Here is a 16,080-nt window from a genome sequence, read left to right as displayed (position 1 = left end):
TACGCTTGTTTTCGAGTTCTGCAAAGAAAATTCAAGAAAAAATAAAACTTTTTTTAAAATAATTTATATCTCGCTGTTTATGAATTTGTTATTAAAATGATTTTTTTGAAGTTGTTTCTAGATTCAAAGTATATTTTAGTTCAAAGGCAATTCGGCAACGACAAAAGTACTTCCGCCAACATAAATAAAATCATTTTCCGAAGCATTTTTTTTGGCTTCCGCGAAAGCGATGGCGACAGAATCGTATTTTTCTCCAATTAAATAATGTTTTTTAGCTTCGCTTTGTAAAATTTCGGCGGGCAAAGCCCGTGACGAATTCGGATGGCAGAAATAATATTGCGCTTCTTTTGGGAAAAGTGGCAAAATAGACTCCAGATCTTTATCATTTACAACACCGAAAACAATATGCAGTTTCTCATATTTTTCATTTTTAAGCTGATTCATTACAACTTCTAATCCGTGTTTGTTATGTGCAGTGTCACATATTATTTTCGGGTTTTCTCCCAATTGCTGCCATCTTCCTTGTAAACCAGTATTTTTTACAACATTTAATAAACCTTCTTTTAATTCTTCATTAGAAATGTTAAAATCAGTTTCTTGGTTAAGAATTGAAATAGTCTGCTGAACCGTTTTCTTATTGTGGAATTGATAATCTCCGACTAAGTCAGATAAATAAATTTGATCAATCAAATCAGAAGCAAAATAAATAGGAGCATTATTTTCTTCAGCTTTAGCTAAAAAAACAGGTTTGGTTTCTTCTGTATATTCTCCAATTACAACTGGAACATTCGGTTTAATAATTCCCGCTTTTTCACCTGCAATCGCTTCCAATGTGTTTCCTAAAAATTGCGTGTGGTCTAAACCTATATTGGTAATTGCCGAAACCAAAGGTCTAATGATATTTGTTGCGTCCAATCTTCCGCCAAGGCCGACTTCAATAATAGCAATATCAACTTTTTCAGCTGCAAAATAGTCAAAAGCCAATCCAACCGACATTTCGAAGAAGCTCATATCATTGGCTTCAAAAAAAGATTTATGCTTAGCAATGAATTCACAGACAAAATCTTCGGAGATTTCTCTGCCATTTATTTTAATCCTTTCTCTAAAGTCTTTTAAATGAGGTGAAGTATACAATCCGACTTTGTACCCAGCCTCTTGTAAAACCGAAGAAAGCATGTGTGAAGTAGAACCTTTTCCATTTGTACCCGCAACATGAATGCATTTCAAATGATCTTGAGGATTGTCAAGATGAGCTGCTAATAACTTAATATTAGTCAAATCTTCTTTGTATGCTGAAGCACCTTGCAATTGGTACATTGGGAGTTGATTAAACATCCACTCGGTAGTCTCTTGATAGTTCATTTATTTTGGATAAAATGGTTGTTGATTGAAATAAATTTCGATTTTTGTAGTTTAATATTACAGCGAAAATTATCTTTATTGCAAATTTCAAATATTTTTTAGAATTAATTATTAAAAACCAGAATTAATATATGTTTAGTTTTATTCAATTACAAACAGATACGATCGCACAGGCTTCAAATGTAGTTATCGAAAAGATAGCTCCAGAAAATGAAATTTCAATGTTTGGCTTTATTATGAAAGGAGGAGTCTTCTTGATTCCAATTGCGATTTTATTGTTTTACACTATTTATGTAATCTTCGAACGTTATATGTACATCAGCCGAGCTTCAAAAATTGACGGTAGATTAATGCAGGATGTTGGAGATAAATTGCATTCTGGAAATATTGAATTGGCTAGAACAATTGTAGAGAGAAATAATACTGCTGCTGGAAATATTTTAAAAGAAGGAGTTTTGGTAATTGGAAGACCAATTGCAGAAATTGAATCGAACATGGACCGCGCTGCAGATATCGAAATTGGTGAAATGGAAAGACGTCTTGGTCATCTTGGGCTTATTGCCGGTATTGCGCCAACTCTTGGTTTCATCGGGACAATTTCTGGGGTAATTAAAATTTTCTACAGCATTTCGGTTACAGAAAATATTAGTATCGGAAATATTTCTGGAGGTTTATATGAAAAAATGATCAGTTCTGGTTCTGGATTAATTGTGGGTATTATCGCTTATAGTGCTTACCACTTATTAAACGGAAAAATTGATGATTTTGCTTTAAAAATTCAAAAGCAGATTTTAGAATTTGTCAACATAATTCAAAGAGCATAAGTTATGTCTATTAAACGAAAAAGAAGATTTCACGCCGAAGTAGCGACTTCATCTTTGAGTGACATTATGTTTTTCCTGCTGTTGTTTTTCCTAATTATCTCAACACTGGCGAATCCGAATGTTATTAAGATGACATTGCCAAAAGCGAAAGCGAATGAAAAAACCAATAAACAATTAATTAGTTTGTCGGTTACAGAAGATAAAAAGTTCTACATTGACAAACAAGAGGTTGATTTTGAAAACCTGGAAACAAGTTTAATGTCTAAAATAGGAACAGATAAAGAACAAACCGTTGTTGTTCGAATCCCGTTTAATTTGCAAGTACAAGATTTGGTAGATGTCTTGCAGATAGGAGTTAAGAACAATTTGAAGTTCGTAATTGCAACAAGTCCGAAGTAGATTTAATTACGGTCGGGCTATACGGGCTACTGCGGTAGCTTCCTTCTATCCCTCACGCTAGCAAACGTGATTTATGTCATTACGAAGCCAATATATTAATAGTATACGTCACAGTTTTACAGAAATGACAAAATAGAGAAAAAGAAAAAAGGCTTTCAGAAAATCTGAAAGCCTTTTTTTATAATAGCAGATTTAGTGTAAATCTGTGCAATTCGTATTTTAATCCAAACTAAAATTATAAATAATTTTTCCCACTTGTTTGGCTGCAGCATTCGCATCAGCAGACCATTTGGTGTTCATTGCAGCAATCTTAGCTTGTTCTAATAAACAACTTGCTGTATTGGTTGTTCCTTTTACTCCGGCCGTAGCACTTATCGTTTTTCCATTTTGGTCAACGGTAACTTCTACAACTACTTTTCCTTCTTCGTTGCAGGTATATTTAGGAGCAGGTTTAGATAATGCTTTTCTTCCGTTTAGAGAATATCCAGATCCTCCGCCAGATCCTCCGCCACTTCCAGCTCCGTAACCGCTTCCGGTACCAATACCATTTCCAGTTCCGTTACCGCCTCCGGTTCCTCCGCCAAAACCTCCAGAACCGTAGTAGCCATTTGAGTTTAAACTTCCGTTTGCTTTTCCTTTATTTCCAGCTGCTTTATCATCTCCGTCACCACCTTTATTGGAACCTTTCATGATGCTTGCTAGTGCATCGTTTGTCGAATTAGAAACTTTTGGTTTTTCAGGAACAGGTTTTTGTACAGGTTTTTCAACAGGAACAGGTTTCTTAGGCTTTTCTTTTGTCGGAATTACAACATCATTATCTGCAGTTGTGTTTTCCTGTGTAATAATAGCTTCCTCTGGAGTTGATTTTGCAGGTGCTTGTTTTACATTGTTTTTAACATCCAGAACCTCACTTTTATAATTGGCACCAGAACCAAGATCACTATCACCAAAATTTACAGTAACACCGCCGCCACCTCCGCCGCCGTCAACTAAAGCGGCATTGTTTTCTGGGTTATAAGGAGGCCAAAAGCGTATAAAAAACAGCAGTAAAATTAGTGCTGCATAGATCATAGTAGTAAGCGCTAGCGACTTCTTCTTATCTAAAGAACTATTAGCATCTGCTCTGTCTGAATTGATTTTATAGGGATTCGCTTTCATGCAATTCTAAGTATTCTGAATTTTACGTAATGTATATTTTAAAAACGTTTAAAAGTACTAAAAATTGTTTAGAATGTGCGAGAGAATTTGATCGCAAAGTTCGCAAAGGTTTACGCAAACAAACGCAAAGTTTAATTTATTTCAAATTGAGCAAATCTCAGTTTAAGTTCTCAAAGCTAGATGTACACAAAGCTTTGCGAACTTAATATTTAGATATTTCTGGCGCTCTGAATTAAAATATCTTAGCGTGCTTTGCGTTAAAAAAATGCTTATAATTATAACGCAAAGTTTAATTTATCTCAAATTGAGCACATCTCCTATTTAAGTTCACGAAGCTAGATGTACACAAAGCTTTGCGAACTTAATATTTAGATATGACTTGCGCTCTGAATAAAAATATCTTAGCGTGCTTTGCGTTAAAAAAATCTACGAGAAACAAAAAAGGACCAAATTTAAATTTGATCCTTTTGTAATAAAGTGTAAAAAAATTACACTAATTGTTTTAATGCAATCTCAAAAGCAGTTGCACTGATATTTGTTTTAGACGAATTCAAAGCGTGAGCTTTTACAATCGCATTTTTTATAATTTCAGAAGTGTCATTAAAAATTGCCTCGTCTGTCATTTGAACTTTTTTCTCCATGAAATAAGCAAAAACTCTAGCCATTCCGCAGTTTGAAATAAAATCAGGAATCAAACTTACTTTACTGTCCACTTCTTCCATAATAGAACCGAAGAAAATTTCTTTATCAGCAAAAGGAACATTTGCACCGCAAGAGATTACTTCTAATCCGTTTGCGATTAAGCTGTCAATTTGAGTTTGCGTCACTAATCTTGAAGCAGCACAAGGAGTGAAAATTTCAGCACCAATTGTCCAGATTTTTGAATTAATTTCTTCAAACGAAATCATATTATCAGCAACTAATTTATTTCCATCTTTATTTAAAAACAATGTTCTGATTTCTTCAAAAGAAAAACCTTCTTCTTTAATCAATCCACCGTCGCGATCAATAATTCCGATAACTTTCGCTCCCATTTCAGCTAAATAAAAAGCAGCTGCAGAACCTACATTCCCAAAACCTTGAACGATTGCTTTTTTACCCTTTATGTCTCCGCCATAAGTCGCGTAAAAATGACGAACTGCTTCTGCAACGCCAAAACCAGTAATCATATCTGCAACTGTATATTTTCTGGTAACATCTGGAGAGAATTTTGGGTTTTCGATTACTTTAATTACACCTTGGCGTAATTGACCAATTCTGTTAATTTTATCAGCTTCAGTTGGTTTAAAATGTCCGTTGAAAACACCTTCCTGCGGATGCCACACACCGCATTCTTCTGTCATTGGAATTACTTCATGAATTTCATCAACATTTAAATCTCCACCAGTTCCGTAGTAACTTTTTAACAAAGGAGAAACTGCTTTGTACCAACGCTGTAAAACACCTTTTTTGCGAGGATCATTCGGGTCAAAATTTATTCCAGATTTAGCCCCGCCAATTGCAGGACCGGAAACAGAGAATTTTACTTCCATAGTTTTAGCCAGTGACAAAACTTCGTTCATGTCTAGACCTTTTCTCATTCTGGTTCCTCCACCCGCAGCTCCACCACGAAGTGAATTAATAACTGTCCACCCTTCGGCTTCTGTTTCTGAATCTTTCCAATTGAAAACAATTTCAGGAGTCTTGTTTTCAAATTGTTGTAATAAATCTTTCATTTTGTTGTGATATGTTTATTTTGCGTAAATGTATAAAATAGAATAATGCGAATAATGTATTTCGAGTCAAATATATAAAACAAAAGAGAAAGCCGAAAACAAATTGCTTTCGGCTTTGTAATTGTATGATATTTTAAGAAATTACATTCCTAATAAATTCTTTTTCAAAGTTTCATCTACTGGTTTATTAGAAAGCCAAATCCCAAACAAAGCTTTTTTGAAATCGAATCCCTGGATTTTACCTTTTAAAACTTCATTTTTGAAAACATTTATTGTTTGATCTAAGGGATTGTAAGCCAATACAAATACATCTTTCTCTGTGATTGCATCGCTTAAATAACTTTTAAAAGTTTCAATTCTAGGACGCAGTTGATCAAGATTTTCCCCAGCAGATTTTTCGAAACCTGCATTCATGGCTTTAGTTAATTTATTAGAAGAAACCATTGATGAAGTAATTTCAATTCTAATAGCCATCTCAGTATCGCTGTCAATAATAAATTGAGAGTCTTGACTTAGTTGAGATAAATATAATGCCTGCACATAAACTTCTAACCACATTTTTGATCTTCCGCCCGCGCCATTAAGCTGTAAAGTTTTACCTTGAAATTCTATTTTTCTAGGAACAGTTACACCGTTAACGTCGATTTGTGTCTGAGCTGAAACGGTCGAAAATTGTAAGCTTAAAAGGAGAGTAAGTAATAGTAAAATCTTTTTCATGTTCTGTCAATTATTTATTTTTTGGGCAAAAATAATGTTAATTTATCAATATTTAGCTCATTTTTAAAATGTTTTTTAATGCAGTATTACATCTTTAATTTTTCTATTGCATTAAAAATCAAATTAGTAAGATATGTTTTACGTAGTTTTACGGGTTTTAAGGATTGTTTAATCTTTTTTTGTTAAAATTCTATATTTATAGCTCTTTTTTCAGCTAAAAAAATTAAAATTTGAATCTTAAATTTTAGAAATTTTGCTGCAAAATTATTGTTCGTTTAAGTGAAAACATAAATTATTACGAAAACGTTATCGTTATCTTTGTTGATCTATTAATTTTATATGCGTGCATTGTAAAACTGACTTTTAAAAAGTATCTTTGAAAGCCTTTGAATAAAAAAATAAGGTCCCGAAAAACACAAAAAACTAAACTAACTATCGACTAAATATTTTTGGTTGAAAAAACACTTAAAGTAAATTACTATGGATTTTAATCTTACCGAAGAACATTTAATGATTCAGCAGGCAGCAAGAGATTTTGCTCAAAATGAGTTACTGCCGGGAGTTATTGAACGCGACGAAAAACAAATTTTCCCAACAGAGCAAGTAAAGAAAATGGGAGAATTAGGGTTTATGGGAATGATGGTTGATCCTAAATATGGCGGAAGCGGTTTAGACACAATTTCTTATGTCATTGCGATGGAAGAAATTTCTAAAGTAGATGCTTCGGCTTCTGTTGTAATGTCTGTAAACAATTCTTTGGTTTGCTGGGGATTACAAGAATATGGAACAGAAGAACAAAAACAAAAATATCTGCCAGGTCTGGCTTCTGGAGAAATTCACGGTGCGTTCTGTCTGAGTGAGCCAGAAGCAGGAAGTGACGCAACTTCTCAAAAAACTACAGCCATTGATATGGGTGACCATTATTTGGTTAATGGAACTAAAAACTGGATTACAAACGGAAATACCGCTTCAGTTTATTTAGTAATTGCCCAAACACACCCTGAATTAAAGCATAAAGGAATTAATGCCTTAATTATGACTAAAGATATGCCAGGTTTCTCTGTTGGTCCTAAAGAACAAAAAATGGGAATCCGTGGTTCTGATACACATTCTCTAATGTTCTCTGATGTAAAAGTTCCAAAAGAAAATAGAATTGGAGAAGATGGTTTCGGATTTAAGTTTGCAATGAAAACCCTTGCGGGAGGTCGTATCGGAATTGCTTCTCAAGCATTAGGAATTGCATCTGGAGCTTATGAGCTAGCATTAAAATATTCTAAAGAGCGTAAAGCATTTGGAACTGAAATCTGCAACCACCAGGCAATTGCTTTTAAATTGGCCGATATGGCAGTTAATATAGAAGCAGCACGTCATTTATGTATGAAAGCGGCTTGGGACAAAGACCAGCATAAAAATTATGACGTTAGCGGTGCGATGGCAAAATTATTTGCTTCGCAAGTAGCAATGGATACTGCAGTAGAAGCAGTTCAAATTCACGGCGGAAACGGATATGTAAAAGAATATCATGTGGAGCGTATGATGCGTGATGCAAAAATCACTCAGATTTACGAAGGAACTTCAGAAATTCAGAAGATTGTAATTTCTAGATCAGTTATTGCAGGATAGATTTTACTCAATTATATTCAAAACCCTTTCAGCTTTTTAGATTGAAAGGGTTTTTTTTATGAATATTCTATTACTTTTCATAAGTTTATACTTTTAAGTAGAATTCATTCTCATTCAATTTTAAATCAAACACCAGCCATTATGAAAAAACTATACTTTTTACTTCCTTTTATTTTTCTAGCATGTAAATCAAGCACTACAACTACAAGTGAAAAAGATTCTCAATCCAATTCGAAACCAATTGGAATTAATTATAAAGTAAGCGAAACGGAGATTTCGGATTTCTTAAAATATCTTTCTTCAGATGATATGGAAGGCCGCGAAACTGGAACGAAAGGAATTGAAAAAGCGGCTGTATTCTTAGAAGATTTTTTAAAGAAAAATAACATCAAACCATACTTTAAAACCTACCGCGATACTTTGACAAATTTTAAAAGTCCAGCTTTTAATATCGTTGGAGTTATTGAAGGAACAGATCCAGAATTAAAAAAAGAATATGTTGTTTTAAGTGCTCATTACGATCATATTGGTATTGAGAAAAAAGAGCAAGCCGATAAAATAAATAATGGGGCTAATGATGATGCTTCGGGCGTGACTGCTGTTGCAGCAATTGGAAAATATTTTAGCGAAACAAAATCTAATAAAAGAAGCATTTTAATTGTGTTTTTTGCTGGTGAAGAAAAAGGTCTGTTAGGTTCAAAGAGTTTAGTTGAAAAATTGAAAAAACAGAATTTTAATCTTTACACGCAATTAAATATCGAAATGATTGGTGTGCCGATGAAAAGAGATTATTTAGCTTATGTTACAGGTTTTGATAAATCGAATATGGCAGATAAAATAAATGAATATACAGGAAAAAAGACCATCGGATTTTTGCCAAAAGAAGCAGAATATCAATTATTTTACAGATCTGACAACTATTCTTTTTTTCAGGCTTTTGACAAACCATGCCAGTCTATAAGTACTTTCGATTTTGAAAATTTTGATTTCTATCACCACGTTTCAGATGAATTTAAATTGATGGATATTCCGCATATCACTTCATTTACACAAGAATTATTACCGGCAGTTACTAAAATTGCAGTTACTTCAACGCAGGAAATTACCATGAAGAAATAAGAGGTCGTTTTACAGCATTTGATTATTTTTGCTCCATGAAAAATATTATTGTTACCGGCACGAGTAGAGGAATTGGTTATGAACTTGCGCTGCAGTTCGCAAATGCAGGCAATCAGGTTTTAGCCATTTCAAGAAAAATACCAAAAACACTTTTGGAACACCAAAATGTAACTTGCTTCTCAATTGATTTAGCAGATGAGAAAGCTTTAGAAGAAGTAGATCAATTTCTTTCTTCGACTTGGAAAAAAGTAGATGCAGTTGTTCATAATGCAGGAGCTTTACTTTTAAAACCCTTTGCAGAGACTACACAAGCCGATTTTGAAAGTATTTATAAAGTGAATGTTTTCGCCGTTGCTAATCTTACTAGAATCTGTCTTCCTTACTTGCAAAGCGGTAGTCATGTTGTTACTATCAGTTCAATTGGAGGCGTTCGCGGAAGTCTTAAATTTGCAGGATTAGCAGCTTACAGTTCTAGTAAAGGAGCTGTAATTACTTTAACGGAATTATTGGCCGAGGAATATAAAGACCAAGGTATTTCGTTTAATGTGCTGGCTTTAGGTTCAGTTCAAACTGAGATGTTAAACGAAGCTTTTGCAGGTTATCAGGCTCCAATTTCTGCTGAAGGAATGGCGACTTATATTTATGATTTTACATTGAATGGAAATAAATATTTTAACGGAAAAGTACTTGAAGTTTCATCTACGAATCCTTAATTAAGATTACTGTTTTTAACCCAAATCAAATATCTACTCTATGAAAAGAAAAATTACTATTCTTTTAGTTTCTTTATTCTTTGTTTCTTTCAACATAAAAATGGCTGCACAGTCATACAAATCTGAAGTTTTAAGTTTTTACAGTTATGTTTTTCCAGAAAACTATCTTCCAGCTGGATATTACAGTTATGGAGTTAAATTACATCTTTCTCCAGATTTAATAACTGTATTTATTGATGGAGAAAAAAAAGGAACTCGTCCGCCATTATCTTATAATGAATTTTTTAAAGAAAAAGATTTACTAAGATCCATAATAGGCACAGATACAGAACCTGATATGAAAGGTTATCATATTCCAACCATAATAGAATTGGGTTATACACAAAGAGATGGGGAATCTAAAGATCATTTTATAGTAGATGTTTCCGTACAAAATATTGCTTATACAGCGACGATTAAGGAAACTACGACTAATGAACTTCCATTTTCATATGAGATCTATTATAGATATGATCAAGTCTTCAAAATAATAAACAGTCTTACTAAGGAAGTTGTGATGGAGAAATCATTTAACGTTAAAGAGCTGACAAATGTTTCGGGTAGTTTTGAAGGTTTTAAAGTTGCGGGTAAAACCAGAGGTGAAATGGTTAATTACTTAACTGCAAATATTGATAGGGACTTGCTTTATAATCAGTTGGTTAAAAATATTCAACAAAACACAAGAGTAAGATTGGTTTCTTGGTTAGATATTGCGTATTATCAAGACAGTTATTATTTTTCAAAAATTTCTAAAGAAGATAAAAACCCCATTTTTGTCAAACTAAATCAAGATGTTGATGTCCTTGAAAAATGGTCTAAAGGAAAAGCAGAACCAACTTTAGATGACGCACTTATTGGTTCTAATGGAGAATTTATCGAAAAAAACAATTTGGTAATAAAAGACGAATCAAAACGTTTTCAGGATGAAACACGTTTGAAGGATTATGTAAATTTTCTAAATAAGAAAAAGGTTTTTACAGATTTTATCCTAAAAATGGATCAGTACACCAAACAGCTGGATCAAAATGATAAAGGACAAAAAGCTGCTTTGTGGGCTTGTTATATCAATATGGCTTCTGGTTTTGAAGTTTTGAATAATTCGAAAAGCAGTTTAGAATATATTCAGAAAGCATATGCTTTAAAATATCAAGAGGGTAAGGTGCGAAGTATTGAAGAGGGAGTAAAAGCCAGAGAAGCTAAACGAAATGTTTTTTTTGATACAGCTGGTGAGATAAAAAAAGACGTCAACAGTCAATATTTTAAATATTTAACTTTATAAAAATATATTTCGAAGTATTTTTGAGTTAATCAAACTACATTATCTTGAACGAAACCTTAGCAAAATATATTCCCGAACATGCGGTAAAACCTGTTTTTGATTTGATAGTGGCCAATCAGGTACATTTGAAAATCGTAAACGAACGTCAGACGCGTCATGGTGATTATAGAAGAGGACCAAGCGGTAAACATGAAATTACAGTTAATGCAAGCTTAAATAAATACAGGTTTATGATTACGCTTATTCATGAGATTGCACACTTGGTTGCTTTTGAAAAATTTGGGCGAAATATAAAACCTCACGGAAACGAATGGAAATATACTTTTCAACGATTAATGGTTCCGTTTATAAGGCCTGAAATATTTCCAAGTCAGATTTTACCTCTGCTGGCAAGGCATTTTAAAAACCCTTCTGCAAGCAGCGATACGGATACCACATTGTCTTTGGCATTAAAGCAATTTGATGCAGACAACGATAAGAATTATGTTTTTGAAATCCCTTTTGGAAGTGTTTTCAGAATCAAAAATGGTAAAGTATTCAAGAAGTTAGCTGTGAGAACAAAACGTTTCGAATGCATCGAAATAAGTTCTGGAAAAACCTATCTTTTTAATCCGAATGCGGAAGTGGAGTTGATGAGTTAAATTATAATAAAAAAATCCCAAATTCCAATTTGAACAGCATGGAATTTGGGATTTAAATTTTTTGGAATTTTATTTTTTTAGCCCTTCAAATAAGCTTCTCTTACTTTTTTAAACAGGTTTGAAGAGTAAACAAATTTGACAATATCTTTATTATCAGTTACAAATATCTCTTCTTTGGTTCCCTGCCACGCTTTCACACCTTTTTTTAAGAAAACAATGTTCTCGCCAATTTCCATTACAGAGTTCATATCGTGCGTATTAATTACGGTTGTGATATTGTATTCTTCTGTAATTTCCTTAATAAGGTTATCAATCAAAGTTGACGTATTAGGATCCAGACCTGAGTTTGGTTCATCACAAAACAAATATTTTGGATTGTTTACAATTGCACGCGCAATTGCAACACGTTTCTGCATACCTCCCGAAATCTCTGAGGGCAGTTTTTTATGTGCTTCAACCAAGTTTACTCTTTCTAAAACAAAATCAACTCTTTCTTTGATTTTTGCCCTATTATCATTGGTGAACATTTTTAAAGGGAAAGCAACATTTTCTTCAACAGTCATCGAGTCGAACAACGCACTTCCTTGAAAAACCATTCCAATTTCTGTTCTTAGTGCTCTTTTCTCATCTGGATCTAAGTCAGAATAAACTCTGCCGTCAAATTCAATTGTACCTGAATCCGGCGTATGAATTCCTAATAAAGTTTTTAGTAAAACTGTTTTTCCAGATCCACTTTGTCCAATAATCAAGTTGGTTTTTCCAGTTTCAAAAACGGTTGAAACACCTTTTAAAACCTTACTGTCCCCAAATGATTTTTCTATGTTTTTTACTTCTATCATTATCCTAACAATAATTGAGTTAATATATAATTAAAAAGAATGATACAAACTGATGTCCATACAAACGATACTGTACTTGCTTTACCCACTTCTAATGCACCGCCTTTCATGTAATATCCGTGAAAAGATGGAATAGTAGCCAATAACATTGCGAAAATTAAAGTTTTAATAAAAGCATAGGTAATGTGAAAAGGAATAAATTCCATTTGAGCACCTTGAATAAAGTCCTGACTAGTTGAGAATCCTCCGTAAGCACATGCAAGCCATCCTCCAAAAATACCCAAGAACATACTAATCCCGATTACAAAAGGGTACATTAGTAAAGCTACAATTTTAGGGAAAACAAGATAGTTTAATGAATTAACACCCATAACCTCTAAAGCATCAATTTGCTCTGTAACACGCATTGTTCCGATACTTGAAGTAATATAAGATCCCATTTTTCCAGCCATAATAACCGAAATAAAAGTAGGAGCAAACTCCAAAATTACAGATTGACGTGTAGCAAAACCAATTAAATATTTTGGAATTAAGGGATTAGTTAAATTAAGAGCAGTTTGAATAGCTACAACTCCACCAATAAAGAAAGAAATAAAGCAAACGATACCAAGAGAATCGATTATTAAATCATCGATTTCTTTGAAAATCAAATTTTTCATGACAGGCCATTTGGTCTGTTTATTGAAAATTTCTTTAAGCATTAAAAAATATCTTCCTATTTGGGATAAATAACGAATTAGCATCATAAGTTTTACAAATATTGGCTAAGGTAAAAAGAAGTTATGAGTTTTGGGTCATGAGTTCAAGTTTTTCGGTCGTTTTAAAGATCAAATTAACTTTTCTTTCATTTTTTGCAAACGATAATTTCTTATAAATTTAGCTTGTTCAGGGTTAACGAGTAAAGGAGTTTTTGCTTTTTTTGCTTTTAAAAATCCTTTAATATAATCTAAAAACAGGAATGGCTTTTTCTTCATCATCGCCAGTTTTGCCGATGCAACTGCGGTAATCCAAAAACCATAACCTAAAGTATAAAAAGCTTCGCCTTGTTTATAACGAGCTGTTTTATTGTAATTTGCACCAGTTGGTTTCAAATGCTTTACGTGTAAAGACTGGTCTGTAACAATTTTCCAGTTATAAAATTTACACAATAATTCATCTACAGTATCCCAGCCCATTGCAGGTTTTAAACCACCAATTTGCTGAAAGGTTTCTTTTCTGTAGGCTTTCAAAGCGCCGCGAATGTGATCTTTATCGGTAAGGTTTTCTAAAACCCATTCGCCGTTTTTATCAATATAACAAAATCCGCCGACCATTCCAATTTTAGGATCAGACTCAAAATGTTTGATTATGGTCTCGAAATAATTGGTAGGAAAAATTAAATCACCGTCAATTTTTACAATAATATCATAATCCGAATCCAAAGTTTCAAAACCTTTTTGAAAAGCCTGAATTACTTTGCTTCCCGGAAGATGAATCGCATCTGAAGTTTTATTTACAACAGAAATATACGGATTCTCCTTTGCAAAACTCAAAACAACTTCTTCTGTTTTGTCTGTAGAATTGTCATTTACCACGACTACTTTTGATGGTAAAACAGTTTGTGAAACCAAAGATTGTAAAGTCAAGCCAATTAAATCTTGCTCATTATGCGCGGGAATGACGATGTAATACTTCATTTTAAATTCCAATTTTTTTAAATTCCAAATTCCAATTGATGAGAATAAATCCCAGCTTTCTAAAATTCCAAATTCCAATTTAACCATGTCGGTAAAATTGGAATTTGGAATTTAAACTTGGAATTTTATTTTATTTTTTCAGCAACAACAATGTAATATCTTGGAGTGAAATATCTTAGTAAAGGTCTGAATCCGAACTTTTTTACAGGATGTGTAAATTGCAGACGATCTGTGATTTTCCATCCCGTTTTTTCTAAAAGCCAGTCCAACTGCCAATCTTCAAACTCGTGATAATGTCTGTCCCACATATCTGTTTTAGAACGGTAAGCAGGCGAAAACCATAAACGTAACGGAATTGAAATTAAAAGTTTATCACATTTTACGTTTTGTAAAATTGTATAAGGATTTAGCAAATGTTCGAAAATTTCAAATGCTGTAAAAACAGTATATTCTTCTGTTTGCAAAGCGGTTTGATCGTTATCTAAATCTTCTCCTTTGGTATTTTTTACCGTATAGCCATTTTCTTCCATTATTTTAGAAAATGGATTTGGTACTCCAAAATCAAAAATGGTTTCTGATGTGCTAACGTGCTTTTGTAAAAATTCTAAAGTAAGTTTGAATCTTTTATTCGGAAACGTTTTTTCGTACATAGTAATGCGAGGAACGAAACAATCTCTCGTTCTTGATTTTAATTAGGTCGCAAATATACTAAAAAGTCCGCATTTTAAAATGCGGACTTTTTAAGTTTTCAGTTTACAGTCGCAGTTTGTCGAACTGATTCCTGCGGCTGTAAACTTTGACTGAATACTAGTATCTGTAAACAAAAGCATTAACGTTCATTCCAGCCCCAACGGAAGCAAAAATGACTACATCTCCTTTGTTGATTTCGTGATTTTCTATTTTTCCCTGCAGAATCAAATCGTATAAAGTTGGAACGGTGGCGACACTGCTGTTTCCTAGATCGTGAATGCTCATTGGCATAATATCTTTAGGTGATGTCTTGTCGTATAATTTGTAAAAACGTTCGATAATAGCTTCGTCCATTTTTTCGTTTGCCTGATGAATCAAGATTTTTTTAACCTCGTCAATTCCAATACCACTTTTATCTAGACAGCTTTTCATAGCCAATGGAACTTGACTTAATGCAAATTCGTAAATTTTACGGCCGTACATTTTAATGTATTTGATATCTGGATCTAAATCTGGATTGTAAGACTTTCCGAAATAAAGATAATTCGCTTCATCATTTGCAAAAGTGGCACTTTCATAAGATAATAAACCAGTTTCATCCGTAGAAGCCTCTAAGATTGAAGCACCTGCACCATCAGAATAAATCATCGAATCACGATCGTGATCGTCCACAACTCTAGATAAAGTTTCGGCTCCAATTACTAAAACTCTTTTTGCCATACCAGATTTGATAAAAGCATTTGCTTGTAAAACACCTTCAATCCAGCCTGGACATCCAAAAAGAATATCATAAGCAACGCATTTAGGATTTTTGATGGCTAATTTATTTTTAACTCTTGTAGCTAAACTTGGTAAAATATCTGTTTGATGTGTTCCCGTTTTTACATCACCAAAATTGTGAGCAAAAATAATGTAGTCTAAAGTCTCAGCATCGATTCCAGCATTTGCGATTGCTTTTTCGGCAGCAAAAAAGGCTAAATCAGATGCAGTGTATTCAGGTTCTGCATAGCGGCGATTTTCAATTCCGGTAATGCCTTTAAACTTTTTAATTACAACTTCGTTAGGGTAACCAAATGGAGTTCCATCTTCATTTAAAAAAATATGTTTATCAAAGTCTGTGTTCTTTACTTCTAAATTAGGAATGTAACTCCCAATTCCAATAATTTTTATTTTCATTTCTTTCCTTAAATTATCCGATAAATTTCATGCTAAAGTATAAATAAAAATATGATAACTATCATAAAAAATACTATGCATGCATATAATTATGAATAAACGATTTTTTC

At 33.2% G+C, this 16,080-nt stretch carries 16 protein-coding genes; 7 read left to right on the top strand and 9 right to left on the bottom strand.

Annotated elements, in window-relative coordinates:
- Nucleotides 1-135: 135 nt before the first annotated feature.
- Nucleotides 136-1,362 (bottom strand): bifunctional folylpolyglutamate synthase/dihydrofolate synthase, encoded by a 1,227-nt coding sequence (locus HYN86_RS02250; protein ID WP_113676584.1) that lies wholly within the window; start codon nucleotides 1,360-1,362, stop codon nucleotides 136-138.
- A gap of 131 nt (nucleotides 1,363-1,493) precedes the next feature.
- Between HYN86_RS02250 and HYN86_RS02245 the strand changes: the two genes are divergently transcribed.
- Both HYN86_RS02245 and HYN86_RS02240 read left to right on the top strand, forming a co-directional pair.
- Entirely contained in the window at nucleotides 1,494-2,186 is a 693-nt protein-coding gene (locus HYN86_RS02245; RefSeq protein ID WP_113676583.1) for a MotA/TolQ/ExbB proton channel family protein, read from the top strand.
- Between the two features lie 3 nt (nucleotides 2,187-2,189).
- Nucleotides 2,190-2,585: an ExbD/TolR family protein gene (locus HYN86_RS02240; protein ID WP_008464192.1), complete on the top strand. Its 396-nt coding sequence runs from the start codon at nucleotides 2,190-2,192 to the stop codon at nucleotides 2,583-2,585.
- A 219-nt stretch (nucleotides 2,586-2,804) separates the two neighbouring features.
- Here HYN86_RS02240 and HYN86_RS02235 read toward each other — a convergent pair whose 3' ends face one another.
- The 3 genes from HYN86_RS02235 to HYN86_RS02225 form a co-directional block, all read right to left on the bottom strand.
- Nucleotides 2,805-3,743, bottom strand: coding sequence for an energy transducer TonB (locus HYN86_RS02235; RefSeq protein ID WP_113676582.1), 939 nt, complete (start codon nucleotides 3,741-3,743; stop codon nucleotides 2,805-2,807).
- 488 nt (nucleotides 3,744-4,231) lie between these two features.
- On the bottom strand, nucleotides 4,232-5,458 hold the full coding sequence (locus tag HYN86_RS02230; RefSeq protein ID WP_113676581.1) for a Glu/Leu/Phe/Val dehydrogenase dimerization domain-containing protein: 1,227 nt from the start codon (nucleotides 5,456-5,458) through the stop codon (nucleotides 4,232-4,234).
- 141 nt (nucleotides 5,459-5,599) lie between these two features.
- Nucleotides 5,600-6,175 carry a chalcone isomerase family protein gene (locus tag HYN86_RS02225; RefSeq protein WP_113676580.1) on the bottom strand — a complete coding sequence of 192 codons (576 nt, stop codon included), beginning with the start codon at nucleotides 6,173-6,175 and terminating at the stop codon, nucleotides 5,600-5,602.
- Between the two features lie 480 nt (nucleotides 6,176-6,655).
- Here HYN86_RS02225 and HYN86_RS02220 point away from each other — a divergent pair, with 480 nt between their 5' ends.
- The 5 genes from HYN86_RS02220 (at nucleotide 6,656) to HYN86_RS02200 (ending at nucleotide 11,589) form a co-directional block, all read left to right on the top strand.
- Complete coding sequence (locus HYN86_RS02220; RefSeq protein ID WP_113676579.1) at nucleotides 6,656-7,798, top strand: acyl-CoA dehydrogenase; 1,143 nt, start codon at nucleotides 6,656-6,658, stop codon at nucleotides 7,796-7,798.
- 141 nt (nucleotides 7,799-7,939) lie between these two features.
- Nucleotides 7,940-8,917, top strand: a complete 978-nt coding sequence (locus HYN86_RS02215; RefSeq protein ID WP_113676578.1) for a M28 family peptidase — start codon at nucleotides 7,940-7,942, stop codon at nucleotides 8,915-8,917.
- Between the two features lie 35 nt (nucleotides 8,918-8,952).
- A complete protein-coding gene (locus HYN86_RS02210) occupies nucleotides 8,953-9,630 on the top strand; it encodes an SDR family NAD(P)-dependent oxidoreductase (protein ID WP_113676577.1) in 678 nt (225 codons plus the stop codon).
- Between the two features lie 40 nt (nucleotides 9,631-9,670).
- Nucleotides 9,671-10,948 carry a hypothetical protein gene (locus tag HYN86_RS02205; protein WP_113676576.1) on the top strand — a complete coding sequence of 426 codons (1,278 nt, stop codon included), beginning with the start codon at nucleotides 9,671-9,673 and terminating at the stop codon, nucleotides 10,946-10,948.
- Between the two features lie 44 nt (nucleotides 10,949-10,992).
- Nucleotides 10,993-11,589, top strand: coding sequence for a SprT-like domain-containing protein (locus HYN86_RS02200; protein ID WP_113676575.1), 597 nt, complete (start codon nucleotides 10,993-10,995; stop codon nucleotides 11,587-11,589).
- Between the two features lie 77 nt (nucleotides 11,590-11,666).
- Here HYN86_RS02200 and HYN86_RS02195 read toward each other — a convergent pair whose 3' ends face one another.
- The 5 genes from HYN86_RS02195 to HYN86_RS02175 form a co-directional block, all read right to left on the bottom strand.
- Nucleotides 11,667-12,428 carry an ABC transporter ATP-binding protein gene (locus HYN86_RS02195; RefSeq protein ID WP_113676574.1) on the bottom strand — a complete coding sequence of 254 codons (762 nt, stop codon included), beginning with the start codon at nucleotides 12,426-12,428 and terminating at the stop codon, nucleotides 11,667-11,669.
- The gene (locus HYN86_RS02190) at nucleotides 12,428-13,174 is read right to left on the bottom strand and encodes an MlaE family ABC transporter permease (protein ID WP_053470782.1); all 747 of its coding nucleotides are present in this window, start codon (nucleotides 13,172-13,174) and stop codon (nucleotides 12,428-12,430) included. Before HYN86_RS02190 ends, HYN86_RS02195 begins: the two co-directional genes overlap by 1 nt.
- A gap of 81 nt (nucleotides 13,175-13,255) precedes the next feature.
- Nucleotides 13,256-14,104, bottom strand: a complete 849-nt coding sequence (locus HYN86_RS02185; RefSeq protein ID WP_113679829.1) for a glycosyltransferase — start codon at nucleotides 14,102-14,104, stop codon at nucleotides 13,256-13,258.
- A 125-nt stretch (nucleotides 14,105-14,229) separates the two neighbouring features.
- Nucleotides 14,230-14,754, bottom strand: a complete 525-nt coding sequence (locus HYN86_RS02180) for a methyltransferase (RefSeq protein WP_113676573.1) — start codon at nucleotides 14,752-14,754, stop codon at nucleotides 14,230-14,232.
- Nucleotides 14,755-14,911: 157 nt separating this feature from the next.
- Nucleotides 14,912-15,970 carry a 3-oxoacyl-ACP synthase III family protein gene (locus HYN86_RS02175; RefSeq protein WP_113676572.1) on the bottom strand — a complete coding sequence of 353 codons (1,059 nt, stop codon included), beginning with the start codon at nucleotides 15,968-15,970 and terminating at the stop codon, nucleotides 14,912-14,914.
- Between the last annotated feature and the right edge of the window lie 110 nt (nucleotides 15,971-16,080).

The sequence above is a fragment of the Flavobacterium fluviale genome (genome assembly GCF_003312915.1).
In the GTDB taxonomy this organism is placed as follows: Bacteria; Bacteroidota; Bacteroidia; order Flavobacteriales; family Flavobacteriaceae; genus Flavobacterium; species Flavobacterium fluviale.
The sequence above is the reverse complement of the archived record's forward strand: the minus strand, read 5'-3'. Positions and strand labels throughout refer to the sequence as shown.